26 protein-coding genes are annotated in these 23,465 nt (G+C 62.3%); 14 read left to right on the top strand and 12 right to left on the bottom strand.

What is annotated here, in order from left to right; genetic code table 11:
* Positions 1-89: 89 nt before the first annotated feature.
* From J2Y41_RS09595 to J2Y41_RS09575, 5 genes are all read right to left on the bottom strand, one after another.
* The gene (locus J2Y41_RS09595) at positions 90-1,094 is read right to left on the bottom strand and encodes a hydroxyacid dehydrogenase (protein ID WP_309928223.1); all 1,005 of its coding nucleotides are present in this window, start codon (positions 1,092-1,094) and stop codon (positions 90-92) included.
* Complete coding sequence (locus tag J2Y41_RS09590; protein ID WP_224165742.1) at positions 1,091-2,008, bottom strand: carbohydrate ABC transporter permease; 918 nt, start codon at positions 2,006-2,008, stop codon at positions 1,091-1,093. The genes J2Y41_RS09595 and J2Y41_RS09590 overlap by 4 nt, the downstream gene beginning before the upstream one ends.
* A complete protein-coding gene (locus J2Y41_RS09585) occupies positions 2,005-2,934 on the bottom strand; it encodes a sugar ABC transporter permease (RefSeq protein ID WP_309928222.1) in 930 nt (309 codons plus the stop codon). Before J2Y41_RS09585 ends, J2Y41_RS09590 begins: the two co-directional genes overlap by 4 nt.
* Positions 2,935-2,991: 57 nt before the next feature.
* Positions 2,992-4,299: a sugar ABC transporter substrate-binding protein gene (locus J2Y41_RS09580; protein ID WP_309928221.1), complete on the bottom strand. Its 1,308-nt coding sequence runs from the start codon at positions 4,297-4,299 to the stop codon at positions 2,992-2,994.
* A 134-nt stretch (positions 4,300-4,433) separates the two neighbouring features.
* A complete protein-coding gene (locus J2Y41_RS09575) occupies positions 4,434-5,540 on the bottom strand; it encodes a substrate-binding domain-containing protein (RefSeq protein ID WP_224093112.1) in 1,107 nt (368 codons plus the stop codon).
* Between the two features lie 171 nt (positions 5,541-5,711).
* Between J2Y41_RS09575 and J2Y41_RS09570 the strand changes: the two genes are divergently transcribed.
* From J2Y41_RS09570 to J2Y41_RS09550, 5 genes are all read left to right on the top strand, one after another.
* Positions 5,712-7,640: a DUF2264 domain-containing protein gene (locus J2Y41_RS09570; RefSeq protein WP_309928220.1), complete on the top strand. Its 1,929-nt coding sequence runs from the start codon at positions 5,712-5,714 to the stop codon at positions 7,638-7,640.
* A gap of 131 nt (positions 7,641-7,771) precedes the next feature.
* On the top strand, positions 7,772-7,975 hold the full coding sequence (locus tag J2Y41_RS09565) for a hypothetical protein (RefSeq protein WP_224093121.1): 204 nt from the start codon (positions 7,772-7,774) through the stop codon (positions 7,973-7,975).
* 93 nt (positions 7,976-8,068) lie between these two features.
* Positions 8,069-8,872 carry a DUF1206 domain-containing protein gene (locus J2Y41_RS09560; protein ID WP_309928219.1) on the top strand — a complete coding sequence of 268 codons (804 nt, stop codon included), beginning with the start codon at positions 8,069-8,071 and terminating at the stop codon, positions 8,870-8,872.
* A 92-nt stretch (positions 8,873-8,964) separates the two neighbouring features.
* Positions 8,965-9,900: an SDR family oxidoreductase gene (locus J2Y41_RS09555; protein WP_309928218.1), complete on the top strand. Its 936-nt coding sequence runs from the start codon at positions 8,965-8,967 to the stop codon at positions 9,898-9,900.
* Positions 9,901-9,926: 26 nt separating this feature from the next.
* Positions 9,927-10,481: an isochorismatase family cysteine hydrolase gene (locus J2Y41_RS09550; RefSeq protein ID WP_309928217.1), complete on the top strand. Its 555-nt coding sequence runs from the start codon at positions 9,927-9,929 to the stop codon at positions 10,479-10,481.
* Here J2Y41_RS09550 and J2Y41_RS09545 read toward each other — a convergent pair.
* The 3 genes from J2Y41_RS09545 to J2Y41_RS09535 all read right to left on the bottom strand — a co-directional run bounded on the left by J2Y41_RS09545 (position 10,478) and on the right by J2Y41_RS09535 (position 11,505).
* Positions 10,478-10,738 (bottom strand): hypothetical protein, encoded by a 261-nt coding sequence (locus J2Y41_RS09545; protein WP_224093138.1) that lies wholly within the window; start codon positions 10,736-10,738, stop codon positions 10,478-10,480. The genes J2Y41_RS09550 and J2Y41_RS09545 overlap by 4 nt on opposite strands.
* Entirely contained in the window at positions 10,731-11,003 is a 273-nt protein-coding gene (locus J2Y41_RS09540) for a GlsB/YeaQ/YmgE family stress response membrane protein (RefSeq protein WP_224093148.1), read from the bottom strand. The genes J2Y41_RS09545 and J2Y41_RS09540 overlap by 8 nt, the downstream gene beginning before the upstream one ends.
* A 313-nt stretch (positions 11,004-11,316) precedes the next feature.
* Positions 11,317-11,505: a CsbD family protein gene (locus J2Y41_RS09535; RefSeq protein WP_224093815.1), complete on the bottom strand. Its 189-nt coding sequence runs from the start codon at positions 11,503-11,505 to the stop codon at positions 11,317-11,319.
* A 186-nt stretch (positions 11,506-11,691) separates the two neighbouring features.
* On the opposite strand from J2Y41_RS09535, the gene J2Y41_RS09530 reads away from it, so the two are divergent.
* Entirely contained in the window at positions 11,692-12,141 is a 450-nt protein-coding gene (locus J2Y41_RS09530) for a hypothetical protein (protein ID WP_224165735.1), read from the top strand.
* A gap of 29 nt (positions 12,142-12,170) precedes the next feature.
* Here the strand turns inward: J2Y41_RS09530 and J2Y41_RS09525 are convergent, their stop codons facing one another.
* Positions 12,171-12,875 carry an alpha/beta hydrolase gene (locus J2Y41_RS09525; protein WP_309928216.1) on the bottom strand — a complete coding sequence of 235 codons (705 nt, stop codon included), beginning with the start codon at positions 12,873-12,875 and terminating at the stop codon, positions 12,171-12,173.
* A gap of 97 nt (positions 12,876-12,972) precedes the next feature.
* A complete protein-coding gene (locus tag J2Y41_RS09520) occupies positions 12,973-13,542 on the bottom strand; it encodes a YdeI/OmpD-associated family protein (RefSeq protein WP_309928215.1) in 570 nt (189 codons plus the stop codon).
* A gap of 158 nt (positions 13,543-13,700) precedes the next feature.
* Between J2Y41_RS09520 and J2Y41_RS09515 the strand changes: the two genes are divergently transcribed.
* The 6 genes from J2Y41_RS09515 to J2Y41_RS09490 all read left to right on the top strand — a co-directional run bounded on the left by J2Y41_RS09515 (position 13,701) and on the right by J2Y41_RS09490 (position 20,262).
* Positions 13,701-15,221: a fumarylacetoacetate hydrolase family protein gene (locus tag J2Y41_RS09515; RefSeq protein ID WP_309928214.1), complete on the top strand. Its 1,521-nt coding sequence runs from the start codon at positions 13,701-13,703 to the stop codon at positions 15,219-15,221.
* Positions 15,214-15,882 carry a GntR family transcriptional regulator gene (locus tag J2Y41_RS09510; protein WP_309928213.1) on the top strand — a complete coding sequence of 223 codons (669 nt, stop codon included), beginning with the start codon at positions 15,214-15,216 and terminating at the stop codon, positions 15,880-15,882. The genes J2Y41_RS09515 and J2Y41_RS09510 overlap by 8 nt, the downstream gene beginning before the upstream one ends.
* 86 nt (positions 15,883-15,968) lie before the next feature.
* On the top strand, positions 15,969-17,483 hold the full coding sequence (gene hpaE / locus J2Y41_RS09505; RefSeq protein WP_224093157.1) for a 5-carboxymethyl-2-hydroxymuconate semialdehyde dehydrogenase: 1,515 nt from the start codon (positions 15,969-15,971) through the stop codon (positions 17,481-17,483).
* A gap of 104 nt (positions 17,484-17,587) precedes the next feature.
* On the top strand, positions 17,588-18,685 hold the full coding sequence (gene hpaD / locus J2Y41_RS09500) for a 3,4-dihydroxyphenylacetate 2,3-dioxygenase (protein WP_309928212.1): 1,098 nt from the start codon (positions 17,588-17,590) through the stop codon (positions 18,683-18,685).
* Between the two features lie 3 nt (positions 18,686-18,688).
* A complete protein-coding gene (gene hpaH, locus J2Y41_RS09495; RefSeq protein WP_309928211.1) occupies positions 18,689-19,474 on the top strand; it encodes a 2-oxo-hept-4-ene-1,7-dioate hydratase in 786 nt (261 codons plus the stop codon).
* The gene (locus J2Y41_RS09490; protein WP_309928210.1) at positions 19,459-20,262 is read left to right on the top strand and encodes an HpcH/HpaI aldolase/citrate lyase family protein; all 804 of its coding nucleotides are present in this window, start codon (positions 19,459-19,461) and stop codon (positions 20,260-20,262) included. The genes hpaH and J2Y41_RS09490 overlap by 16 nt, the downstream gene beginning before the upstream one ends.
* Here the strand turns inward: J2Y41_RS09490 and J2Y41_RS09485 are convergent.
* Together J2Y41_RS09485 and J2Y41_RS09480 are read right to left on the bottom strand one after the other, a co-directional pair.
* Positions 20,256-20,660, bottom strand: coding sequence for a nuclear transport factor 2 family protein (locus J2Y41_RS09485; protein WP_309928209.1), 405 nt, complete (start codon positions 20,658-20,660; stop codon positions 20,256-20,258). The genes J2Y41_RS09490 and J2Y41_RS09485 overlap by 7 nt on opposite strands.
* A 99-nt stretch (positions 20,661-20,759) precedes the next feature.
* Positions 20,760-21,299 (bottom strand): hypothetical protein, encoded by a 540-nt coding sequence (locus J2Y41_RS09480; protein ID WP_309928208.1) that lies wholly within the window; start codon positions 21,297-21,299, stop codon positions 20,760-20,762.
* Positions 21,300-21,537: 238 nt separating this feature from the next.
* On the opposite strand from J2Y41_RS09480, the gene J2Y41_RS09475 reads away from it, so the two are divergent.
* A complete protein-coding gene (locus J2Y41_RS09475; RefSeq protein WP_309928207.1) occupies positions 21,538-22,782 on the top strand; it encodes an aspartate transaminase in 1,245 nt (414 codons plus the stop codon).
* Positions 22,769-23,443 (top strand): 4-carboxy-4-hydroxy-2-oxoadipate aldolase/oxaloacetate decarboxylase, encoded by a 675-nt coding sequence (locus J2Y41_RS09470; RefSeq protein ID WP_309928206.1) that lies wholly within the window; start codon positions 22,769-22,771, stop codon positions 23,441-23,443. Before J2Y41_RS09475 ends, J2Y41_RS09470 begins: the two co-directional genes overlap by 14 nt.
* Positions 23,444-23,465: the final 22 nt, after the last annotated feature.

Raw genomic sequence — 23,465 nt, 5'->3', positions numbered from 1 at the left:
CTGCAGCCACCCCAGCGTAGGCAGCAAATGTGATCTGCGCAACATTACGGTCCGTCGGCGCGGCACCATGAGAGCCCGCCGGGAATGCGCTATGCCATGAACGCCAGGTCTTCCGCCGCCACTGGAAATTGCAGCGCTTCCCCCCTGGACAACCGCAAAGCTTCGCCTACTGCGCTCGCCGCCATCCGCTCCAGCTCGTTACCCAGCGACCCCGCCAGATGGGGTGTCAGCAACACGTTGGGATGCGTGTAGAACCGGGAATCGGAAGGCAGCACCCATGGCGTCGTCACGTCCAGCACAGCATATAGATCGCCGCGCTCCAGCCGGGCCAAGAGGGCGTCCTGGTCCACCAACTCGCCGCGCGAGGTGTTGATAAAAGTAGCCCCTGGACGCATCCGATCGATGCGACCGGCGTCGATGAGGTTCTTTGTGGACGGTAACGACGGCGCGTGGAGGCTGACGATGTCGCAGTCCGCCACCAGTTCGTCCAGGCTTACAAGCTCGACGCCGAGAGCGCCCGCCTCAGCGGCCGACAGGTACGGGTCGGCCACCACGATGTCCAGCTCGTAAGCGGTAAGCAGCCGGATGACGTGACGGCCGATCTTTGACGCCCCGATAATTCCGACGCGCTTGCGGTAGTTGCCCATGTCGGGGAAGAGCTGTTCAGGGAGGACCTCCATCCGGGTGCTGTGCAGGGCGCGGGCTATCTGCAGGACCCGTTTGTTGGCCAGGACGATCATGGCCACGGTGTATTCGGCCACGGGAATGGCGTTGGCGTCCGCGGCGGAACTCACCAACAAGCCCCGCTCCCAGCACGGGCCACTGATGTGGTGCTTGACGCTTCCGGCGGCGTGCAGGACGTAACGCAACCGTGGGGCAGCGTCCAGCACGTCGTCGTCGATCATTGGACAACCCCAACCAGTGATGAGGATGTCCGCTTCAGCCAGGAGTGCCCGGCCGGATACTGAACCAAAGTCCTCGATCGGATCCCGGCTGAGCAGGTTCAAAGCAGGCTCCAGCGGATCCAGGCTTCGGGACGGGAACACCGCCCGGGCAGTGTGAACAGGCATGGCCAAGGCAACGTTCAGGCTCATTTAACGCTCCCTGCCGTGAGACCGGATTTCCAGAAGCGCTGGAGCATGATGAACGCGAGCAGCAACGGAATGATGGACAAAAGTGATCCTGTGATGACCATCGGCGTGAACTCGGGCTGGGGGAGTGAGTATCCCTGCCAGATCGAAATTCCGACGCTGACAGGCAGCAGCTGCTGGTCCTGGAGCATCACCAGCGGGAGCATGAAGTTGTTCCACACGCCAACAAACTGGAACAACGCGATGGTGATGTAACCCGGCATCATCATGGGCAACCCCAGGGAAAAGAAGGAGCGGATCGGTCCGGCTCCGTCCACGCGCGCTGCCTCCAACGTTTCGCCCGGAACGTACGCCGCCGAATACACGCGGGCCAAGTACACGCCGAACGGGTTGCAGAGCACGGGGATGAGGATGGCCCAGATGGTGTTGGTGATGCCAAATACGGAGGCCAGCAGATACATCGGAAGGACTGTGGCTGTGTTGGGAATCAGCACGCCCACAAGGACCAGGCCGAAGAATGAGTCCTTGCCGCGGAACTGGAATTTATCGAAGGCGTAGCCAGCCATGACAGAGACCAGTCCACCAAAGATGGCCCCGAACGCGGCATAGAACATGGAGTTGGCCATCCAGCGGAGGAACACGCCACCATCCTGCCCAAGAACGGCGCCAACGTTCTCCACAAAGGAAGGTTGCCCGAAAGCATAAGCACCGGTGGAATAGAGATCGGCGGCGTTCTTGGTGGAGGCAAAGAACAACCACAGGACAGGCAGCACCATGTAGGCGCAACCCAGTATCAGCAGCGCGTTCACGGTGAACGCACTTGCCAGGCCGCCGCGGGTGCCACGACTCCGGCGGCGTTTCCTCGACGGCGCAACCGGACCGGTAACCCCTGGACGGGACAACGTTGAGGTGCTCATGCTTTGTTCATCCTTGAGCTGAAGCGGGTGACGGCCCAGGACAGCACCGCTGCCATGAGCGCGATGATGATGGAGGCCGCGGCGGCCTGGTTGAGGTTGTGCCGGTTGAAGGCGGCATCGTAGGCCCACATGTTGGGAACCCAGGTGCTGGTTACGGAGGCCGTTGCTTTGGAAATGATGGACGGCTCCGTGAACAACTGCAGGGTTCCGATCACTGTAAAGAGCATGATGACGCCAAGTGCAGGCAGGATCAGCGGCAGCTTGATGCTGATGGCGGCACGGATTTCGCCTGCGCCGTCCACCCGGGCGGCTTCCAGGGTTTCCCGTGGAACCGCCTGAAGCGCGGTGAACAGCACAATGACGTTGTAGCCCGTCCACTCCCACACCGCGATGTTCACGATGGACGGCAGGATCATGTGGTTGTCCAGGAAGTCCAGGGAAATGCCGCCGGTTTCCAGGACCGAAACGATCGGGCTGACACCGGGGGTGTAGAGGTAGGCCCAGATCAATGCAGCGATGACGCCCGGCACCGCGTGGGGGAGGAAGACGAGGAGCTGGAACAGCTTCCGGGCACGCGCTGCGGCAGCATCAAGCAGCAGTGCGAACGCCAAGGCGCCGCCCACCATGCACGGGATGTACAGCAGGCAGTACATGATGAGGCGACCTATGCCGCCCACAAAACTCTCCGATTGCAGGACCTGCAGATAGTTCTCAAGTCCCACGAACGAGGTCTTGGCCTGGCCGAAGCCGAGTCCGGACTTCTGCTGGGCGAAGAAGCTGAGCACGATCGAGTAGATGACGGGTGCCACCATCGCCAGGGTAAACACCGCGAAGAACGGGGTCAGGAAGAGCGCGGCTGTGCGGCCGCCGGTTCCGGACATCGTGCGGGGTTTCCTTCGGGAGGTAGCAGGTGCCTGGTTGGCCATGATGATTCTCCTCGCTGGTGGGGCGCCCCTATGAAGAGACCGCCCCACCGTGCGGGCCTACTCCTTGACGGAGAGGCCGTTCTGCTTGAGTCCGGCTACGGTTGCGGTCTGGGCGGTATCAACGGCGTCCGCGACCTTGCCGCCGGTGGTCAACTTTCCATAGGCGTCCTTGAGAGCGGTGTTGGTGATGTCCCAATTGGGACCCCATTGCCACCCCGGGGTGATGGTGGAGTACGCGTTGTCGAAGACCTCGTAGATGTCGTTGCCGAAGTAGCTGGCATCGAATGCCTGCTGCGCAACCGGTGTCAGCCCCGGGAAGGCGAGGAAAGCCGAACCGGTGTTGCCGCGCGCTTTGATGGCGTCCGGGTTGGTTGCGAGGAACTCGATGAACTTGGCCGCAGCGGCCGGGTTCTTGCTGCTCTTGGTGATGTTGAAGCTCGAGCCGCCATAGAACGCATCTGCCGGAGTTCCCCAGTTGGGCACCTCCGCTGCGATCCACTGTCCTTTCTGGCCGCTTGCTTCGGTACGCTTCTGGATGCCGGTGGCACTCCAGTTGGCGCCCAGAACACCGACGACGGCGCCGCTCGCCAAATCTGCCGACCATTCGTCGCTGAAGGACTGTTGGACCTTGACGATCTTTTGGTCGATCAGCTTCTGCCAGAACGCGGCGACTTTTTGGGTGGGCTCATCGTTCACGCCAACCTTCCAGCTGTCGCCTTCGGTACCGAACCATTTGGCTCCGGCCTGCCACGACAAGGCGGCAGTAAGTGCGGCTTCGTTGGGGTTGAAGCTGGCCAGGTGTGCTTCCGGGGCTACTGCCTTCAGCTTCCTGCCGGCCTCTTCGAATTCGTCCCAGGTTTTGGGGACGCCGACGCCGGCCTTGTCCAGCATGTCCTTGCGGTACCACATAATCATCGGCGCGGCGTCGTAGGGGAGTGCGTACGTCTCTTCGCCGAATTGAACCAATGCTTTGGTCCCGTCCGTTAGCTTGTCCACTGTTTCGGCCTTGTTGATCAGCCCGTCCAGTGGCTGGAGCTGGCCGTTGCTCACAAACTGGGGAAGCTGCGGGTATTCGATGGTGGCAACGTCCGGGCCGTTGCCGGCGGTGATTGCTGTGGACAACTTGGCGTAGCCGCCGCTCGCTCCGTTGGGGACGGTTTCGAAGTTGACCTTGATTTTGCCCTGGCTCGCGTTAAAGGCTGCGGCCACCTTGTCCATCCCGGCCATCGACGACCAGAAAGTGATGGTCCCGGACGGGTCTTCAGTGGGCGTTGGCGTGGCTGCCGGGGTGCTGCCACAGCCGGTGATGAGGGCAGCACTTGCCATGATGCTGGCTGCTCCTAGCAGAAGCTGGCGACGCTTCATTCTGTTCTCCTTTGAAGTTCACGATGCGAAGTCGTGGTGTGCGCTGGGGGCACCTTGGACTAGGCACAATGAAAGCCACAAAAGTGAACACAGACAACGAAGTGAACAGAAGTAAACAAACGATGAGGCGGGCTCTACACCTGTGTTGAGTCCCGAACCACCAACTCGGGCGAGAGGTTCACGCGCTGCAGCGCGGACGTGCTTCCACGACGTGCGCCGATCCGGTTCAGGCACATCACCAAGGCTTGATGCCCGACGTCGTACTTCGGTGGTGCCACCGCGGTCAGGGGAACGGCCCCCAAAGCGGCGATTTCGTCGTCGTACGCAATGATCGCAAAGTCCTCCGGAATGCGAAGCTGCCGTTCCTGGCAGGCGCTGGCGAACTGGAGTGCGTCCTCATCAGTGTGGACAATCGCGGCTGTGACGTCGGTTTTTGTACACCAATCGAGGATGCCGCCCACCACCAGTCGATGGGCCTCGGGATCATTCAGAGCCCGGGACATCGAACGAACCATCGAATCCACGTCGCGATGCCCGGCACGCTGCATGGCCAGGTGGTAGCCATCGATAAGCTGCGGCGCGGTCGGGCTGTTCTCGCGAAGGCACATGGCGATCTTGCGGTGGCCAAGGCCCAGGAGATGGTTGACGGCGATTTCCGCGCCCCGCACGTGATCACTTCGCACGGCTTCGAGGCGGCCGTGGTCCAGTGCGTTGTCAATGGAACGCTCGACAACGACTACAGGCACCACAGCTTCAGCCAACAGGTCCATCGTCTCTGTGCCAGCCAAGGATTGCTCGCTCGGCGTGATCAGGATCCCGTCCACACCGTGTTCATAAAGGCGGCGGAGCTGGCGGCGTTCCTCCTCGCTTGAGTAGTTGGTCACGCCCAGCACCAACCGCACACCCGCTTCCTGGGCAGCCGCCTCGGCGCCGCGGATCACCCCCGGGAAGTAGTACGACGCCGAGGGAACGATCATGCCGATCGTCGCCAAGGGTCGCCTCCCGCCCGGTCGCCAGGACGTTGATTGCTGTGGTGTCGCACTACTTCCGGAAGCACGGCCGCCGATGGGAACAGCTCCACCATGGACCCGCTCGAGCAAGCCCTGCCCGGCAAGTAGCGCGAGGTCCCGGCGCACTGTCATGCCGGACGTTCCAAGCTTGGCCGCGAACTCGGCAGCGTTCAGGGATCCGTGAAGGGCCAATTCCCTCAGGATGAGCTGTTGACGATCCTCGGACAGCATGCAGGTTCCCGCCTTCAAGTTCACTTGTGTTCAGTTTGTTCATTATGAACTATCACGCAACATTCGGTCGGGGACGAGAGGTGCACGTTCAGTTTTGTTCAACTCGCGCCATGAGGCCGATGAGGAGCCTAAGGTTAGGGCTCACCGTGTCCGCACCCCCGCAGGAGACCCATGGCCACCGGCTTCACCATGCCAGCACCGGATTACCAGCTCAGCCCCATCACCGGATGGACGCGGGAGCACTGGGTCGCTTTCGCGGATCAGCAGCTGCTGGCGGTGCGCCCCTACTTCTCCGCGCAGAAGGCGCTGATCCGGCTGAGCGGCCGCCCGTCGTCGTCGGGTATTTTGTCCGACGGCATGGAGGGGTTCGCCCGCACCTTTATGCTGGCCGCCTTCCGGGTGGCGGGAGAGCAGGGCAACGACCCGTACGGCCATCTTGACCTGTACAGGACGGGCCTCCTTGAGGGTACGCGGCCAGATGGTCCTGAAGCGTGGCTGCCCATTTGTGACCGCTCGCAGCCGATGGTTGAAGCCGCCTCCATTGCGCTGGGCCTGCAACTGACCAAACCCTGGCTATGGGACACACTGTCCGGGGACGAGCAGGCCCAGGTGGCCGAGTGGCTGCAGGGTTCCTCGCGGAGCACCTGCGTGGACAACAACTGGGTGCTCTTCCAGGTCCTGATCGCCGAGTTCCTGGCTGGCGCCGGATTCGAGCACAACCCGGCGCAGATCGAACATGGACTGAAGCGGCTCGAAGACTGGTACGTCGGCGGCGGCTGGTACCGGGACGGGGATAACGACGGCACGGGCGATTTCTTCGACTACTACTGCGGCTGGGCCCTTCATCTGTATCCGGTGTTGTGGGCCGGGTTTGCGGCCAACCGGCACCCGGAAGCCCAAGCCAGGTCCGAAATCTACAGGGCCAGGCTCCTCAGGTTCCTGGCCGATCACGTGAGTTTTTTCGGCGGGAACGGCGCCCCGGTTTTTCAGGGCCGCTCACTGATCTACCGCTATGCCGCCGTGGCTCCCTTGTTCCTCGGGGAGGCCATCGGCGCGACACCACTCAACCCCGGACAGACCCGACGCATCGCCAGCGGCGCCGCAAAATACTTCCTCGATGGCGGCGCTTACGACGACGGACTGCCGTCGCTCGGTTGGCTCGGCGCCTTTGACCCGATGACCCAGGAATACTCCGGTCCAGCGTCGCCGTACTGGACCTCCAAGGCGTTCGTGGGACTTCTCCTCCCCGCCGACCATCCAGTGTGGACCGCCGTCGAACAGCCCTCGCCCCTTGAGGGCATTGACGCCGTTAAGCATGTAGAAGGCCCTAATTACCTGCTCCACTCCACTGCCGTGGACGGTATCGCCCGCGTGCTCAACCACGGCAGCGACAAGTACTACGCCCCCGGACCGGACGACCCCAACTACCGCCGCCTCGCATATTCGAGCCACACCGCACCGCTCTTCACCAAGGACCCCGTGGACAACCACTTCGCCGTCCTCGATGCCACCGGAACACCCAGCCGTCGCGGGAGGATTCACCGGCTCAAAGCCGGGCATCTTCAAGCCTGGCATCTCCAGGCCGCAAGCTGGCATGCGCCAGTCTGGAGCGACGAGGAGGATCCCGCCAATTCCCGCTGGCGGGTGGCAACAGCGACAACTGCTGCCAGCGGATATGAGCTCAGGGTCCACGTGGTTGAGGCGCCCAAAGTGGACGCGAACAACCCAGGGCCCGCGCCGTCCGGGCTGCGCGTCCGCGACGCCGGATATGCGCTCGCAGATACCCGGCCGCCTGAGCTGGGCGACCACGTTCTTGGAATCGGCGGACTTCACACAGGCCTATGGCCTTTGCACGGATTCTTCTACAACGGCACCTTCCGGGCCGAGGGCGTCTCGCCGTTGGGTGGGCACGCTGCGTGCGGATACCTGGAAGGCCGTTTGGCAGGCGGTCGCAGCATCTTCGCCTCACTGGTCTACCTGGGACGCGAGGCACCCGCAGCGGTTCCTGCCGACGTCGTGATTAACGACGACGGCACGCATGTAAGGGGGCACGTTACCCTGTCGACGGGGCAACAACTGGAGGTCCTTTTCGCCTTCTGAACCTGCCTTCGAAGCACGGCGGATTCTTGAGGGAATCTTGAGATGACCCGGCGTCCTTCTTGAGGGCCCCGTCCCATGGTTGAACTATCAGCCAATGGAGTTGATGGGAACTCTCAGGAAGGACCACCGAAATGCCTGACCAGATCGCAGCCACGTCCCTGAATACCGGAGCTGCCCACGTGAAGTCCGACCCCCTCGCGGGTACCGGGGAAGCTGACGGCCGTGGAGGCGAAGTCCCAGGCCAGGCCCGTGCCGTCACCAGCGTCCGCGAGCAGTTCAACCCTTTGGGTGTGGGGCTTCGGAGCATCTGGCCGCAGTCGGTGTGTGGCTTCTAGCAAGCCACTTGCGCCCCGTGGTCTTGTGCTCGTTCGAGTGGCACCATGGTGACAAGTCACAAAATAATAAGGAGGCTTGTCATCAAAGAGGAGATGAAGAAGGCCGCTGATGTGGCCGAGGAAGCCTCAAACTCACGTGCCCTGGTTGTTGTAGCGAGGGCTGGATACGCCGTCAGCGGACTCCTGCACTTACTCATCGGGGTTATTGCGTTTCAGCTCGCCTTTGGGCGCGGTGGTGAAGCCGACGTCAGTGGCGCTGTTGCCGAACTGGCCGCCCAACCGGTGGGTCCCATCCTGCTCTGGGCGTGCTTCGGCGCCTGCGCTGCCTTGGCCCTGTGGCAATTGGGCAACGCAACCCTCGGCTACCGCAGGGCATCGGACAACAAACCATCCAAGCGGCTTTCCGCTGTGGCCCAGGCAATCGTGTTTGCAGGCTTGGCGGCCACCATCCTGTCTTTCACTATGGGGCAGGGAAAAAACAGTCGGGAGTCTGCCAGCGATGTAACAGTGACGCTCATGAAGGCGCCGTTCGGGATAGTCCTGCTTGTCGCAATTGGCGCCGGCATCATGATCACCGGCGTTGTGTTCGCGGTGCGTGGCTTTATGAGGACCTTTGAAAAGGACCTCGCGCTCTCCCTTAAGGAGCCGACCCGCAAGTTCCAATCGGGTGTTGGAGTGGTGGGCTACATCGCCAAAGGCATTGCCCTGTTGCTCGTAGGCCTGCTGGTGGTCATTGCCGCGGTCCGTGTTCAGCCAGAACAATCCACAGGACTTGATGGAAGCCTGCGGGCTTTGAGGGAGCAACCGTATGGTCCGTACCTTCTGGCCGCCGTTGCCGTGGGCCTGATCGCCTACGGAATATTCCTCATGGTGAAGGCCAAAACGCTGCGGACCTAGCCCTTTGCGTGCGTTTAGAGTCCAATGTGCCTGGGTACAGCCAACGGTAGCCTCGCAAGCCGGGAATCAGACATCTGAGAAAGGCCAGAACCATGACTCAAGCCGACCCAAACCACAGTGGACAGCAAGGAAGCGGGGATCATCGCCTCACCTCTGCCCCGAAGGATCCCCGCAGCGGATATCACTCCGACGAATTTCCCCAACAGGAGCAAGAACAGCCCGGCCTGACCAAGCCCTTGAACCCCCAGCCCGATCATGGCGAGTCCAGCTATGTGGGGCACGGCCGCCTGCAGGGCAAGAAAGCCCTGATCACCGGCGGTGATTCAGGCATTGGAGCCGCAGTAGCGATCGCGTATGCCCGAGAAGGTGCGGATGTGGCCATCAGCTATCTTCCGGAGGAGGAGGAAGACGCGAAGTCGACGGCGGAATGGATCCGTGAGTGCGGGGCGCAGGCGCTGTTGCTGCCCGGCGACGCGCGCGACGAAAAGTTTGCTTCTGAGATTGTGGAGCGAACAGTGCAGGAGCTCGGCGGCCTCAACGTTGTGGTCCTGAACGCCGCGTACCAAAAGAACCGCGAGGGTTTGGAGACGATTCCTACCGAGGAATTCGATCGGGTCTTCAAAACCAACCTGTACTCCTTGATCTGGACAGCACAGGCTGCGATTCCGCACCTGCGCCCGGGGGCGTCGATCATCGTCACGGCGTCTATCCAGGCTTTTAATCCTTCCGCCCAGCTGGTGGACTACGCCATGACCAAGGCCGCCCAGGTGGCATTCACCAAAGCCATGGCAGAGGAACTCGGGCCTAAGGGAATCCGTGTCAACGCTGTGGCCCCGGGCCCTATTTGGACGCCGTTGATCCCCGCCACCGAGTGGCCGGACAAGCTTCCCACCTTCGGCCAGGACACGCCGCTGGGCCGTGCCGGACAACCTGCTGAGCTGGCACCGGCCTATGTGCTCCTCGCATCCGACGAAGGATCCTACATCTCAGGCGCTGTGCTTCCGGTGACAGGCGGCAAGGGTCTCTGACCCAGGATTGGAAAGGTTATGCCCGCATGATTGCTGTGCTGGTAATCGATATGCAGAACGCCTTTTTTGAGGAACCGGCCCTGAAACGGCGTCAGGAAGAAGTTGTTGCTGCGTGCAACTCATTGACCAGTGCAGCGCGCGCTGCAGGGGCAAACGTGCTCCTGGTTGCTACCCAGCACGAGCGGGACAAGTCCACGTGGAGCCTGAACATGCTGGACGATGACCAAGGCTTCATCTTCAGGGGAAGCGAGCAGGCCAACTTCGTTCCAGGCCTGGTGACGGCCGACTTCCCGCAGATGGTCAAAACCCGCGACAGCGCGTTCTTCGGTACGGACTTGGGGATGCGCCTCAGGAACTGGGGTGTCGAAACTGTGGTTCTGGCCGGCGTCTCGGCCCACAACTGCATTGCCCAGACTGGTGCTGACGCTTTCGCCCATAACATTCGGGTGATCTATGCGGCCGAAGCCGTGGCAACAGAGAACCCGGAGGCTGCCGAAGCAGTCCTCCGGGTTCTTACCCGTGAATATCGTCAGAGGGTCTTGCCGCTTGACGAGGTGCTGAAACTCTTGAAGGCGCCCTAAGGGTGGCCCGAGCCGGAAGCTTCGTCATCCGGCTCGGACGAGAACGGCCTGTCCTCGGGCGTGTCCTCCGTATTGTGCTCGTCGAGCTCCGCATCCGCAGACGGGACCGTTTTCTCGGCGTAGTCACCTGCGGTGTAGTCCCCGCCCGCGTCCTCTTTCAGGGCTTCAGGCGATGCTCCGGCAGCGCCGTAATCACCTTCTGCGTATTGACCCTCAAGGTCGTCCTGGTTGGTGTTGGGCGTGGTTTCGTCAGCCATGGTGGGCCCGGCGTCCTCCTGTGGCCAGGCCGTAGATCAGCAGAACGATGATGGATCCGCCGATGGCCAGGAGCCACGTTCGAATGGCGAAGAATTCTGTCAGGCCCTCGCCGAAGATCAGCCCGCCGATCCAGCCGCCCAACAGGGCGCCGACGACGCCGAGCAGCAAGGTGACCAACCAGCCGCCTCCCTGGCGTCCCGGAAGAATAAGCTTTGCGATAGCCCCAGCCAAAAGGCCGAGCAAAAGAAAACCAAAGAAACCCATTTTTGCTCCTACTTTCTTGTTGATGGAAATTCCATGAACTCGGTGAAGCGGTTCCGTTCATCGGTTGTCAGTTCCAGCGGCTAAGCGCTGTAACAGGGCCACAAGAGGCCCAGTGGAATATGGGGCGGGACATTATTTTGCAAACGTCGATGAATTATTAAATGCAGCCAAAAGCACTCCTGTCCAAGGGGCCGGACCGTAGTACTACAACAGCAACGCTAGCTGGTCCCGGGAACAACAGCAAGTAACCTTGCTATTTTTGCCGGTCAGGGCCCTTGCCCCTCGGACGGGGTCGTGTGGCCGTGAAATCCGGCTACTTATCGCCGAAGGCGTCCTTCGCGGCGTCCTTGACCTTCTCGCCAGCCTGCTTCACATTGGCCGACGCCTGGTCGCCCATGCCCTCGGCCTGGAGGTCCCGGTCGCCAGTTGCTTCGCCGGTCTTTTCCTTGACCTTGCCCGTTGCTTCTTCCGTGGCATTCTTGATCTTGTCATCCAGTCCCATGGTTTTCACTCCTCGGGTTGCCATGTGGTTGTAGCCTGCGGGATTTCCGCTGGTTGGCATTAAAGTTTAGTCCTCTTTCTCAATTCAGCAAATGTCCATTAACCGTCCGCCCTTGAAAGCACACGTGACAGTGGGTGAAGGCCGGACTAGTGTCGTAGGAATAGCACCTCGAAAGGAGTGGGTCCTGTGAAAGGGAAAGCATTGTTCGCCGCCGGCATCGCTGTTGGCTATGTGTGGGGGTCCAAGTCTTGGCCGGAGGTGTATCGGCGCGTTCGCGGAGGCGCCCAAAAGGTCTGGAAGAATCCGGAGGTTCAAGAGAACGTCCATCACGCCACCGAAACCGTCCAGGAATCAGTCCCGGACATCCTGGACAATCTGTACGCCGCGGGCAAGAAGCTCCTGGAGAAGGCGGAGACCATGTTTCCGGGCATCCTGGAGACAAAGTCCGGGCACCAGGGCAACTCCAGCACGGGTTCTTCTGCTTCTGCTTCCGCTCCGGCTTCCACCTCAACGCCGCCGGTCAGGTCGGACGTAGTATCCGATCCTGCACTCGACGATCAGACAGGAAGCGATTGGACGGACGAAGGCGGTGCAGCGCCGGAAGGGCCCGCTACCAACACGCCCGCCAAGCCCTGACCCATTACGGGCACGCGCGCCGTCGAGCGCTATTTCGCGCGCTCGACGGCCGACAGGATGGCTTCGCCCAGTTCACGTGGCTTGGTGAACTGTGGCCAGTGTCCGGTGGGTAGGTCGATGAAGTCAACGTCCCGGATCCGCGCGAGTTCCTCGGTGAACGGGTGCCCGGCATCCATCCACTCCTGAAGCAGTGATGATGGGAACTGGCAGGCGATGATGGTGGCCGGGACGTCATAGCGCCGGACATCGTGAAGGTGTTGTTGGTCGAAGGCAACGCCCTTCGGTTCGGGGATGGCCCGTGCACGGAAACCTTCCTTGAGGTCGTCAGTCAGGTCGATGAGATCCGCATCTTCAAAACCTTCCCAGGGCGGGAGGGGGATTTCGTCGCCGTCGTCGGGCAGTTCGTCGTTGATCACGCCGCCCTCACCCAGCGGTCCGCTGTCCACATAGATGGCCCGATCCACGCGATCCGGACGGGCGTCGACAACGCCGTGGATGATTGCGCCCCCGCCGGAATGGCCCACCAGGACCACATCGCCGCCGAGGGAATCCACCTTGTCCACCACGGCGTCGATATGTGTGCGAAGGCCAATCCCGGCGCGTGGCGCGTCAACGGACTCCAGACCGGGAAGTGTGATGGGGTGAACCGAGTGCCCGGCTGCGACAAGGGGCGGCGTCACCTCCGCCCATGATGACGCGTCCAACCAGAAACCAGGTACCAGGATGATGTCCATGCGGGTACCCTACGGGAGTCCATGCAGGGGATGCACGCATTTCTTGATGGATGATTTGGCAGGCCGCCTCGTCATGTGCGCGCCGATCCAGCAGAAATTACGCTTCCCCCATCAGCTTCCCAAGGCAACGTGCCATTGCCTTGGCTCGTGAGTCCGCCGTGCGGGCCTTGAGCAACTGCAGGATGATGAGGTAACGCTGCGTCTTCCCGAGGCTTTCGAATGCTTCGCGGGCTGCTGGGTTGCTGGCCAAGGCGGCCTCGAGGTCTTCCGGAACCTCCGCGTTGGCCTGGGAAACGTAGGCAGCTTCCCAGCGGCCATCAGCCTTTGCGGCGTCGATTTCAGCCAATCCCGCAGGATGCATGCGACCGGATTCGATCAACGCCTCCGCCTTGCCGACGTTCACTTGTGACCATGAGCTTCGCGGCCGGCGCCGGGAGTATCGCTGCAGGAAAGTCGAGTCGTCATTGCCTTGGCGCTGCCCGTCGATCCAGCCGAAACACAGGGCGCCGTCCAGGGCCTCCCCAATGCTGAGTAGTTGGGCACCGGCGTTCTTCTTGCCGATCACGAGCCAGGCTTCGGCCCTTTTTTCGTAGTTCGCGGCGAGCCATGACTCCCATTCGGAACCGTTGGCAAACCTGAGCAACTGGAGGTCGTTCTTTTCCGGCACGTACTTCCTTCCCTGCTTTGGGGCTCAAAACAACCACTATGGCCGGATGAATGCGTTTGGGAAAGGGGGTTGACGACTTGCGCTTCAAGGGCAATAGTTATCGTATACGATTTCGTACTTGATGGATGTTCGATCAGATATTTACAAGAGGAGGCGCCGTGACACTGGAGTTTCGGACCGGGGAAGTCAGCCAGGACATGCTGGCCCGTACGCGCAAAGTCATTGCCGTCCACATCAACTACCCCAGCCGTGCAGCGCAGCGCGGGCGTACTCCCGGGCAGCCGTCGTACTTCCTGAAGCCGTCCACGTCCCTGGCGCTCGGCTCCGCTGATGCTCCCGGCACTGTTGAACGTCCGGTCGGCTGTGAACTGCTGGGCTACGAGGGCGAGATTGCGTTGGTCATCGGCAAGTCTGCACGCCGCGTTGGCCTCGAGGACGCCTGGAGCCACGTCGAGTGGGTGACCGCTTCCAACGATCTGGGTGTCTACGACCTCCGTTATGCGGACAAGGGCTCCAACGTCCGGTCAAAGGGAGGCGACGGGTTCACGCCCGTGGGTCCCGCGCTGATCCCCGCCGACGCGGTCGATCCCGCGGCCCTGCGGATCCGCACCTGGCACAACGGCGACCTCGTCCAGGACGACACCACCGAAGACCTGCTCTTCCCGTTCACCCAACTCGTCGCGGACCTCTCCCAGCTGCTCACGCTCGAAGAGGGCGACATCATCCTCACCGGAACCCCGGCCGGCGCGTCGGTTGCCAAGCCTGGTGACGTCGTCGAGGTTGAGGTCAGTGGCGGTAGCTTCAGCAGCGGCCGCCTGACCACCAAAGTAACGGAAGGCACGACGCCGTTCGCGGACTTTGGTGCCAAGCCCAAGACTGATGACACCCAGCGGGAAGAGGCATACGGATCCCGTGAAGCTGCGGGGCTCCCTGCTGACGTCTCCGTCCTGACGCCCGAGCTGAAGGCGAAGCTGGAAAGCGTCGCAACGGCCACGCTTTCTTCGCAGCTCCGCAAGCGCGGACTGAACAACGTAAGCATCGACGGCCTGCAGGCCACCCGCCCGGACCGCAAAGTAGTGGGCCTCGCCCGGACCCTGCGTTATGTGCCCAACCGTGAGGATCTGTTCAAGACCCACGGCGGCGGATTCAATGCACAGAAACGCGCGATTGATTCCGTGAATGAAGGCGAAATCCTCGTGATGGAGGCCCGCGGGGAGAAGGGCACCGGCACCGTTGGCGACATCCTCGCGCTGCGTGCCCAGGTGCGTGGAGCCGCTGCGATCATCACCGACGGTGGGGTCCGCGACTACTCAGCAGTGGCCGAGCTGGAGATGCCAACGTATTTCGCGAATCCGCATCCGGCAGTCCTGGGTCGCCGGCACATTCCCTGGGATACGGACATCACCATTGCCTGCGGCGGAGCCACGGTGCAGCCCGGCGACATCATCGTTGCCGATTCGGACGGCATCCTGGTGATCCCGCCAGGCATCGCCGAGGAACTGGTGGATGACTGCATCGAGCAGGAAAAGGAAGAGGCATTCATCTTCCAGATGGTCAAGGAAGGGAACAGCGTGGATGGACTTTACCCGATGAACAAGGAATGGCAGGCACGCTACGAGAAATGGGTTGCAGCGCAGTGGCAGGGCCGGCAAGTCCCGGAAGGAGCCCAAGGTGACTGAAACCGCCGTCGAAAGCGCCGCTGCCCAAAGCAAGTCGCAACAGGCGTATGACGCTGTCAAGGCCAGGATCGTGGAAGGCGTCTACACGCCGGGTTACCGGCTGGTGCTCGCGAAGATTGCCGAGGATCTGGGCTTCAGTGTGGTCCCCGTGCGGGAAGCGATCCGCCGTTTGGAAGCCGAAGGCCTGGTGAAGTTCGAGCGGAACGTTGGCGCCACCGTCTCCGGAATTGATCCCACCGAGTACCTGTACACCATGCAGACCCTAAGCATCGTGGAGGGTGCGGCCACCGCGTTGTCCGCACCGTTGATTGATTCCGTTGCGATCGCACGGGCCCGCGCCGTGAACGAGGAAATGCGGGAATGCCTTGAGCACTTCGATCCGGTTCGTTTCACTGCTTTGAACCAGGACTTCCACAGTGTCTTGTTTGAGCACTGCCCCAATCCGCACATCCTGGACCTGGTACATCGTGGATGGAACCGGCTGGCCTCCCTGAGGTCCTCCACGTTTCGCTTCGTTCCCGGCCGCGCCCAGGAATCGGTGCGCGAACACGAGGCGCTGCTCCAGCTCATCGAAACAGGAGCGGACGCAGACACGATCGAAAAAGCAGCCCGACGACACCGCGCCGCCACCCTCGACGCATACCTGGCCACCACCAACTAAAAGCAACCCGGGGTCACTTACGGCCCATAAACGCACCGCACATGGGCCATAAGTGACCCCGCGTTGGATGAAAGAGGAAGACAACGATGACGACCCCTGTAGAAACAACAGCAAAGCATTACGTTCCCGAGAACCTGCCCACGCACATCCAGCACTTCATCAACGGTGAGTTCGTTGACTCGGTGTCGGGCAAGACCTTCGATGTCCTGGACCCGGTGTCCAACCAGAACTACGCCACGGCCGCGGCTGGTCAGAAGGAAGACATCGACCTTGCCGTCGCCGCCGCGCGCGAAGCGTTCGTCAACGGTCCGTGGCCGAGGATGAAGCCGCGCGAACGTGCCCGTGTGCTGAACAGGATCGCCGACGCCGTGGAAGCCCAGGAAGAGCGCCTCGCGGAGCTGGAGACGTTTGATACGGGCCTGCCGATCACGCAGGCGAAGGGCCAGGCGTTGCGTTCAGCCGAGAACTTCCGCTTCTTCGCGGACCTGATCGTGGCACAGTTCGACGACGCCATGAAGGTCCCCGGCTCACAGATCAACTACGTGAACCGCAAGCCGATCGGCGTCGCGGGCTTGATCACGCCGTGGAACACTCCTTTCATGCTCGAGTCCTGGAAACTCGCCCCGGCCCTGGCCACCGGCAACACCGTCGTGTTGAAGCCTGCCGAGTTCACGCCTTTGTCCGCGTCTCTGTGGGCAACCATTTTCAAGGACGCGGGCCTGCCCGATGGCGTGTTCAACCTGGTCAACGGCCTGGGCGAGGAAGCCGGTGACGCCCTGGTGAAGCACCCTGACGTGCCGCTGATCTCCTTCACTGGCGAGACCACCACGGGGCAGACGATCTTCCGCAACGCCGCGGCAAACCTCAAGGGCCTGTCCATGGAGCTCGGCGGGAAGTCCCCGTGCGTCGTTTTCGCGGACGCCGACCTGGACGCTGCCATTGACTCGGCCCTGTTCGGTGTGTTCTCCCTCAACGGCGAACGCTGCACGGCCGGCTCGCGCATCCTCGTCGAGCGGGCCATCTACGACGAATTCTGCGAAAAGTACGCCGCCCGGGCCAAGAACATCGTGGTGGGTGACCCGCACGATCCCAAGACCCAGGTCGGTGCGCTGGTCCACCCGGAGCACTACGAAAAGGTGGCGTCGTACGTGGAGATCGGCAAGTCCGAAGGTCGGCTCCTCGCTGGCGGGGGCCGACCCGACCACCTGCCCGAAGGCAACTACATCGCACCCACGGTGTTTGCCGACGTCGCGCCTGATGCGCGGATCTTCCAGGAGGAAATCTTCGGTCCCGTCGTGGCCATCACGCCGTTCGAGAACGACGACGAAGCCCTCGCCTTGGCGAACAACACGAAGTACGGCCTGGCGGCCTACATCTGGACGCAGAACCTGACCCGGGCCCACAACTTCTCCCAGAACGTGGAAGCCGGCATGGTGTGGCTGAACAGCCACAACGTCCGCGACCTCCGCACCCCGTTCGGTGGCGTCAAAGCTTCCGGCCTGGGCCACGAGGGCGGCTACCGTTCCATCGATTTCTACACCGACCAGCAGGCTGTGCACATCACGCTCGGCTCCGTTCATACGCCCAAGTTCGGCGCCTAGTACCCAACTAGGTCGCAATAGTGCGCGTTTTGAACCCCCAAAACGGCATCTACTGCGACTCAGTTGGGTCCCCACAAGAACCCTTTCAACGAAGAGAGACCACCATGAGCAACCCCTTCACCGGCCCCATCCCCACACCCACGGTCCCGGCTCCGGACATCGTCCGCTGCGCCTACCTTGAACTCGTGGTCACGGACCTCGCCAAGTCCCGCGCGTTCTACGTCGACCTGCTCGGCCTGCACGTCACCGAGGAAGACGAGAACACCATCTACCTGCGCTCCTTCGAGGAGTTCATCCACCACAACCTGGTCCTCCGCAAGGGCCCGGTCGCCGCAGCAGCCGCCTTCGCTTACCGGGTGAAGTCCCCGGCCGAGGTTGACGCCGCTGAAGCGTATTACCGCGAACTCGGTTGCCGGGTTGAGCGCCGCAAGGAGGGCTTCACCAAGGGCGTGGGCGATTCCGTCCGCGTGGAGGACCCGCTGGGCTTCCCGTACGAGTTCTTCTACGACGTTGAGCACGTGGAGCGCCTCACCCAGCGCTATGACCTCTACTCCGCCGGCGAGCTGGTCCGCCTGGACCACTTCAACCAGGTGACCCCGGACGTCCCGCGCGGCCGCAAGTACCTGGAAGACCTCGGCTTCCGTGTCTCGGAAGACATCAAGGACTCCGACGGCGTCACTTACGCCGCGTGGATGCACCGGAAGCAGACCGTGCACGACACTGCGTTGACGGGCGGCAACGGACCCCGCCTGCACCACATCGCCTTCTCCACGCACGAGAAGCACAACATCATCCAGATCTGCGACAAGATGGGCGCCCTGCGCATCTCCGACCGCATCGAACGTGGACCCGGACGCCACGGCGTGTCCAACGCGTTCTACCTCTACATCCTGGACCCGGACGGCCACCGCGTGGAGATCTACACCCAGGACTACTACACCGGCGATCCGGACAACCCCACCGTCACCTGGGACGTCCACGACAACCAGCGCCGCGACTGGTGGGGCAACCCCGTCGTCCCGTCCTGGTACACCGAAGCCTCCCTGGTCCTGGACCTGGACGGCAACCCCCAGCCCGTCATCGAACGCGAAGAGAAATCCGAAATGGCCGTCACGGTGGGCGCCGACGGATTCTCCTACACCCGGCCGGAAGGCGCCGCGGGTGAGGCCGCTGAAGGCTTCAAGTTGGGGGCGCAGGTCTAAACCATGATGGACGCGAAGACGATCGAAGCAATTGCCGACGAACTGCTCGAAGCCGGCCGGAACCGCAAGCCGGTTCCGCGCCTCACCGCCCGCTACCCTGACATGACGGTGGAGGATTCCTACGCCGTGCAGCAGCTGTGGCGTCGACGGAACGAGGAAGCCGGTCGCACGTTGGTGGGGCGGAAGATCGGCCTCACGTCCAAAGCCATGCAGGCAGCCACGGGCATCACCGAACCGGATTACGGGGCGATCTTCGATGACATGGTGCTGGAAACCGGGTGCTCCGTGCAATGGGACCAGTACACGCACCCCCGCGTGGAGGTGGAGCTCGCCTTCGTGCTGAAGGACGGGCTCAAAGGCCCGGGCTGCACGATTTTCGATGTCCTCAATGCCACCGACTACGTGGTTCCGGCCCTCGAAATCCTGGACTCCAGGATCGAAATGGAGGGCCGGACCATCGTGGACACCATCTCGGACAATGCAGCGATGGGGGCCATGGTGATAGGTGGCCGACCAGTGCGTCCCGACGCCGTCGATCTCCGCTGGGTCTCTGCGATTCTCTACAAAAACCAGACCGTGGAAGAGACCGGAGTAGCCGCCGGAGTGCTGGATCATCCCGCCAACGGGGTGCACTGGCTGGCCAACAAAATCGCCGCGCACGGGGACTCAATGAAGGCCGGAGATATTATTCTTGCGGGCTCGTTTACCCGGCCCTTGTGGGTGTACAAAGGTGATACCGTGCACGCGGACTACGGACCGTTGGGAGTCGTGACATGCAATTTCGACTGAGCCCCACCTTCTATTCGGCCCTCTCAGAGGCTGACCGTCCGTTGGCTGGCATGTGGGTTTGTTCCGGTAGCCCGTTGGTGGCTGAGGTGTGTGCGGGATCCGGGCTGGACTGGCTGTTGATCGATGCCGAGCACAGCCCCAATGGCCTCGAATCGATCCTTGCGCAACTCCATGCCGTGAGTGGCTACCCCGTGCAGGCCATGGTCCGGCCGCCGGTCAACGACACGGTGGTGATCAAGCAATACCTTGACCTCGGAGTGCAGAATCTCCTGATTCCCATGGTGAATTCTGCGTTCGAGGCCGCTTCCGCAGTGGCAGCCGTCCGCTATCCGCCGCTGGGCGTACGTGGTGTGGGTTCCGCCTTGGCCAGGGCGTCACGCTGGAACCGCGTTCCTGATTACCTTGCTGCTGCTTCAGAATCGATCAGCCTCACAGTGCAAATCGAATCCGAGGCAGCGGCTTCGGCAGTGGAGGAAATCCTGGCTGTCGACGGCGTGGACGGCATCTTCCTTGGCCCCTCGGACCTCGCGGCCTCCATGGGTTTGCTGGGACAGCAGGAAAATCCCTTGGTGAGGGCCGTCGTCGAGCATTGCCTTGAAGCCGCCAAAGCGGCCGGCAAACCAGCCGGCGTCAATGCCTTCAATGAGTCCACCGCCCGCGCCTATCTCGACGCCGGTGCCTCCTTTGTGCTGGTGGGCGCCGATGTTGCTGTTCTGGCCCGCGCCTCGGAAGGGTTCGCCTCGACATTCATTCCTGTGTCCGAAACGGCGGAGCGCGACAGCTACTGAGCCACTTCCCCGGTTGTAGTGTCGGGCTCGGCGTCGGGCGTTGATTCCTTCCTGGCCATGTACCACTCGGTGAATTCGCGCGCACGACCATCCTGCGCAAAGCGGATGACCCAAAGGTTGTCGTAGGTAGGCTCGCCGTTGAGGTAGGTGGTCACGGCCTGGACGAAAGCCGTGTCACCGTCCTGGCCAAGGAGCGTCCACTCGAAGGTCCAATCGTCGGGCGTGTCGCCCGCGTCCAACCATGCTTTCACGATTTCTTCATGGCCGTTCCACGGTGATTCAGTGTTCGGCCTGTCGTAGTAGATGGCGTCCTCAGTGAACAACGCCCGGATGTCATCGGGCTCATTCGAGGTCCACGCGCGGATATATTGGCTCATCCAGGAGTTCACGTCGGTCATGCCTCCGTTCTACCCTCCACGACTCGTGGGTTCAACGGTGGGCGCTTACGTTCCTTCCCAGTTAGCGGGCCGGCAGTGGGACTCCGACGGAGCGTCGCGCTACGCCGACCGCGCAAGGCCCCGGGATGCCCGTCGGATGTGGTCAGGAGTGAGCCCGGTCAACGAGGCGAGTTCGAGGTCATCGAAAACCTGGGTGCGGAAAGCCATGACGATCAGGGCCTCGCGTGCCTCCGTGATCCGGTCACGATGTAGTCCAGCTGCTTTCAACTCGTCACTCTTGGCCTTCAACCGGGCCACGTGCGCGTCGCGGGGGACTCCGCTCGCGTGGAGGTCGTCATAAGCCAAACCGATGGTCCGGACAGTCCGCAGGTTCTCCCCGGTGACTGCGGCAACTGTGGTCAAGGTCAGCCCGTCTTCCAAGGCTTGGGCGATCATGTCGTTCCGCGCCGCGGTCAGGGTCCTGATGGCGCTGGAAGCATGGGACAGGAGCTGGCGATGCGCTGCAAGTGCATGGGCGAGCCTGGCGCGCTCACCTTTGGCCGCTGCATGAGACGGGGCTTCTGACCGTGACGCCTTGGCCCGGTAGGTGTAGCGGCCGGTGGCTGACCGGCCTTGAACGGAAACGGTTGCGGCTCGCATGGGCTCCTTTCCGACGAGTGGCGAACACTTCTGAGCTATGAATCTAGGCATCCTTCAGCCGCCGGAGGAAATACCAATACCGCGTGAACCCATAAGCAAAGTGCATGTAAGCGCGTCATAAGAGTCCCTTATTGATCCACGCACATTAGGTCTTATCCACAGCGCCCGCGGATCCCTAGTCTCGAAAAAGGGGATACGCGAATCCGCGCGTCCTGAGTTCCACATTCCTGGAGGAGACATGTCCGACTACGTGCCGGCGTCGAGGGTCACCCGCATCAAGTCCTCAGCGAGCGTCGCCGCCGCCGCCCGCGTCCGCGAACTGAAAGCTGAAGGCATCCCGATCATGGACCTGACCGTCGGCGAACCGGACTTCGACACCCCGGACCACATCAAGGCTGCCGCCATCGAAGCGATCAACGCCGGGGAGACCAAGTACACCTCGGTGACCGGTACGCCCGAGCTGCAGACCGCAATCCTCCGCAAGATCGAGAACCACACCGGGCATCACTATGAGCCCAATCAGCTGACCATCGGCGGCGGTGCCAAGCAGGTCCTCTACGTTGCCCTGATGGCCTCGCTCAACGAAGGCGACGAAGTGATCGTCCCCGCGCCGTACTGGGTTTCCTACCCTGATATGGTCCTCGCCAACGACGGCACCCCTGTGATCGTCGCGTGCGGAGAAGATACCGGTTTTAAACTCACTCCGGCCGCCCTGGAACGAGCCATCACCCCCAAGACCAAATGGCTCATCCTCAACGCGCCATCCAACCCGACCGGCGCCGTTTACTCACGCGAGGAACTACGGGCACTGGGGGCGGTCCTTGAGGAGCACCCGCACGTCTTCATTCTCACCGACGAGATCTACGACGAAATCCACTTCGGTGATGGCCGTGTCACCAGCCTGGTCACCGCCGCGCCGGCGCTCAAGGAGCGCATCCTCTTGGTCAACGGCGTCTCGAAGGCTTACGCCATGACTGGCTGGCGGCTCGGCTACGGTGTGGGTCCGGCGCCCTTGATCGCGGCAATGAACAAGCTGCAATCGCAGACATCCTCGTGCCCCTCGTCCATCAGCCAGGCCGCAGCAACAGCGGCGCTGAACGGCGACCAGTCCTTCGTCCGCGACAGCGTGGAGGTGTATCGCAAGCGCCGGGACGCCGCCGTCGAAGGTCTCAACGCCATCAATGGACTATCTGTCGCTCCGGCGGAAGGCGCCTTCTACGCGTACGTGAACTGCAGCGGCGTTATCGGCAAAACCGCACCCGATGGCAAGGTCATCGAGAACGACCAGGACTTCACGCTCTACCTGCTGGACGCGGCCCGCGTGGCCGTCATCCAGGGCTCGGCCTACGGCTTGGGCCCTTACTTCCGGATCTCCTTCGCCACCTCGCTGGAGACCATCAACGCCGGCGTGGACTCAATCCGCGACGCCGTCAACGCCCTGTCCCAGGCCCCACAGAAAGATCCCTCATATGATCCACGTTAAGACCAAGTTCGAGCGCCCTGATGCCGACGTCGTCAGCCGCCTCGCTGCCTTTTCCTCAGCGACCATCCATGAAGCACAGGGCCGCCGCGGCGCGTTGAGTTCCAGGATCAAACCGATCGACCGTTCCATGTCTTTCTGCGGCCCGGCCGTTACCGTCGCTTGTGCGCCGCAGGACAACCTCATGCTTCAGGTCGCCATCCACTACGCCCAGGCAGGCGACGTCGTCCTGGTAGGGGCGCAGGAAATGACCGAGGCCGGCACGTTCGGCGACGTCCTGGGCAACGCCATGAAGGCAAAGGGCATCGCCGCGATGGTCACCGATTCCGGCGTGCGGGACACCCAGGACCTGATCGAACTCGGCCTGCCCGTGTTCTCCGGCAGCGTCAGCATCAAGGGCACAGTCAAGGAAACCCTCGGCCCGATCAACCACCCCATCGTCTTCGGCGACGAAATCATCTACCCCGGCGACATCCTCCGCGGTGACGCCGACGGCGTGGTGGTTGTCCGTCGTGAGGAGGCCGAGGAGGTCATCGCACTGTCCCAGGCCCGCGACGACCACGAGCGCGAACTCATCAAGCTGTACCACGACGGCGGCAACACCATCGAGCTCTGCGGCCTGACAGAGAAGCTCAAGGAGAAGGGCCTCCTGGTCGAAGACTAACTGTCCGCAAAGGGCCGGTCGC

The organism is Arthrobacter sp. 1088, assembly GCF_031455315.1.
In the GTDB taxonomy this organism is placed as follows: Bacteria; Actinomycetota; Actinomycetes; order Actinomycetales; family Micrococcaceae; genus Arthrobacter.
This window is presented reverse-complemented; position numbering and strand designations above follow the sequence as displayed.

What these genes read in the sequence shown, in the direction of transcription:
- J2Y41_RS09595 (WP_309928223.1), bottom strand. Translation starts at nt 1,094, where the DNA reads ATGAGCCTGAACGTTGCCTTGGCCATGCCTGTTCACACTGCCCGGGCG.
- J2Y41_RS09590 (WP_224165742.1), bottom strand. Translation starts at nt 2,008, where the DNA reads ATGAGCACCTCAACGTTGTCCCGTCCAGGGGTTACCGGTCCGGTTGCG.
- J2Y41_RS09585 (WP_309928222.1), bottom strand. Translation starts at nt 2,934, where the DNA reads ATGGCCAACCAGGCACCTGCTACCTCCCGAAGGAAACCCCGCACGATG.
- J2Y41_RS09580 (WP_309928221.1), bottom strand. Translation starts at nt 4,299, where the DNA reads ATGAAGCGTCGCCAGCTTCTGCTAGGAGCAGCCAGCATCATGGCAAGT.
- J2Y41_RS09575 (WP_224093112.1), bottom strand. Translation starts at nt 5,540, where the DNA reads ATGCTGTCCGAGGATCGTCAACAGCTCATCCTGAGGGAATTGGCCCTT.
- J2Y41_RS09570 (WP_309928220.1), top strand. Translation starts at nt 5,712, where the DNA reads ATGGCCACCGGCTTCACCATGCCAGCACCGGATTACCAGCTCAGCCCC.
- J2Y41_RS09565 (WP_224093121.1), top strand. Translation starts at nt 7,772, where the DNA reads ATGCCTGACCAGATCGCAGCCACGTCCCTGAATACCGGAGCTGCCCAC.
- J2Y41_RS09560 (WP_309928219.1), top strand. Translation starts at nt 8,069, where the DNA reads ATGAAGAAGGCCGCTGATGTGGCCGAGGAAGCCTCAAACTCACGTGCC.
- J2Y41_RS09555 (WP_309928218.1), top strand. Translation starts at nt 8,965, where the DNA reads ATGACTCAAGCCGACCCAAACCACAGTGGACAGCAAGGAAGCGGGGAT.
- J2Y41_RS09550 (WP_309928217.1), top strand. Translation starts at nt 9,927, where the DNA reads ATGATTGCTGTGCTGGTAATCGATATGCAGAACGCCTTTTTTGAGGAA.
- J2Y41_RS09545 (WP_224093138.1), bottom strand. Translation starts at nt 10,738, where the DNA reads ATGGCTGACGAAACCACGCCCAACACCAACCAGGACGACCTTGAGGGT.
- J2Y41_RS09540 (WP_224093148.1), bottom strand. Translation starts at nt 11,003, where the DNA reads ATGGGTTTCTTTGGTTTTCTTTTGCTCGGCCTTTTGGCTGGGGCTATC.
- J2Y41_RS09535 (WP_224093815.1), bottom strand. Translation starts at nt 11,505, where the DNA reads ATGGGACTGGATGACAAGATCAAGAATGCCACGGAAGAAGCAACGGGC.
- J2Y41_RS09525 (WP_309928216.1), bottom strand. Translation starts at nt 12,875, where the DNA reads ATGGACATCATCCTGGTACCTGGTTTCTGGTTGGACGCGTCATCATGG.
- hpaE (WP_224093157.1), top strand. Translation starts at nt 15,969, where the DNA reads ATGACGACCCCTGTAGAAACAACAGCAAAGCATTACGTTCCCGAGAAC.
- hpaD (WP_309928212.1), top strand. Translation starts at nt 17,588, where the DNA reads ATGAGCAACCCCTTCACCGGCCCCATCCCCACACCCACGGTCCCGGCT.
- hpaH (WP_309928211.1), top strand. Translation starts at nt 18,689, where the DNA reads ATGATGGACGCGAAGACGATCGAAGCAATTGCCGACGAACTGCTCGAA.
- J2Y41_RS09490 (WP_309928210.1), top strand. Translation starts at nt 19,459, where the DNA reads ATGCAATTTCGACTGAGCCCCACCTTCTATTCGGCCCTCTCAGAGGCT.
- J2Y41_RS09485 (WP_309928209.1), bottom strand. Translation starts at nt 20,660, where the DNA reads ATGACCGACGTGAACTCCTGGATGAGCCAATATATCCGCGCGTGGACC.
- J2Y41_RS09480 (WP_309928208.1), bottom strand. Translation starts at nt 21,299, where the DNA reads ATGCGAGCCGCAACCGTTTCCGTTCAAGGCCGGTCAGCCACCGGCCGC.
- J2Y41_RS09475 (WP_309928207.1), top strand. Translation starts at nt 21,538, where the DNA reads ATGTCCGACTACGTGCCGGCGTCGAGGGTCACCCGCATCAAGTCCTCA.
- J2Y41_RS09470 (WP_309928206.1), top strand. Translation starts at nt 22,769, where the DNA reads ATGATCCACGTTAAGACCAAGTTCGAGCGCCCTGATGCCGACGTCGTC.